The 411-nt window shown below is 43.6% G+C and carries 1 protein-coding gene; it reads right to left on the reverse strand.

All coding sequences use genetic code 11. The features are described 5' to 3' along the window. The coding region (locus WEIDD23_RS12340) for a glycosyltransferase (protein ID WP_156469685.1) at positions 1–411 on the reverse strand (411 nt) is incomplete at both ends.

The following is a 411-nucleotide window of genomic DNA, read 5'->3' on the forward strand; positions in this document are numbered from 1 at the left end:
TCCGTCCGGCACGTTCCGTATACTCCAAATCGTCAATCCAAATAAAGAATTCTGTAATTGGCAAACCAATTTGGCGAACAATATCCCGTGAGAAAAATGATGACACGAATGTCGCATTTTCAATTCGAACAGGTTCTTTAAATTCTGTATTCAACGTCGTCTTATACGTCCCGTATTGACGTAGTACGTTACGAACCGACGGCTTGCCATCACTGAACATTACCTTTGAGGCCAAGAAGCCAAAATTAGGATTTTGTTCAGCAAATGCCGTCAACGGTTGCAAAGAATCTGGGTGCACCATCGTATCATCGTCCATTACCCAAACATAATCATCATCCGTTTGTTCATAAAAGTAACGAATTCCGGCGTTGAACCCACCAGCGCCACCAAGGTTCTCAGACATCCGCACAT

Origin of the sequence: Weissella sp. DD23, from assembly GCF_001579105.1 — a bacterium.
Lineage (GTDB): Bacteria > Bacillota > Bacilli > Lactobacillales > Lactobacillaceae > Weissella > Weissella cibaria.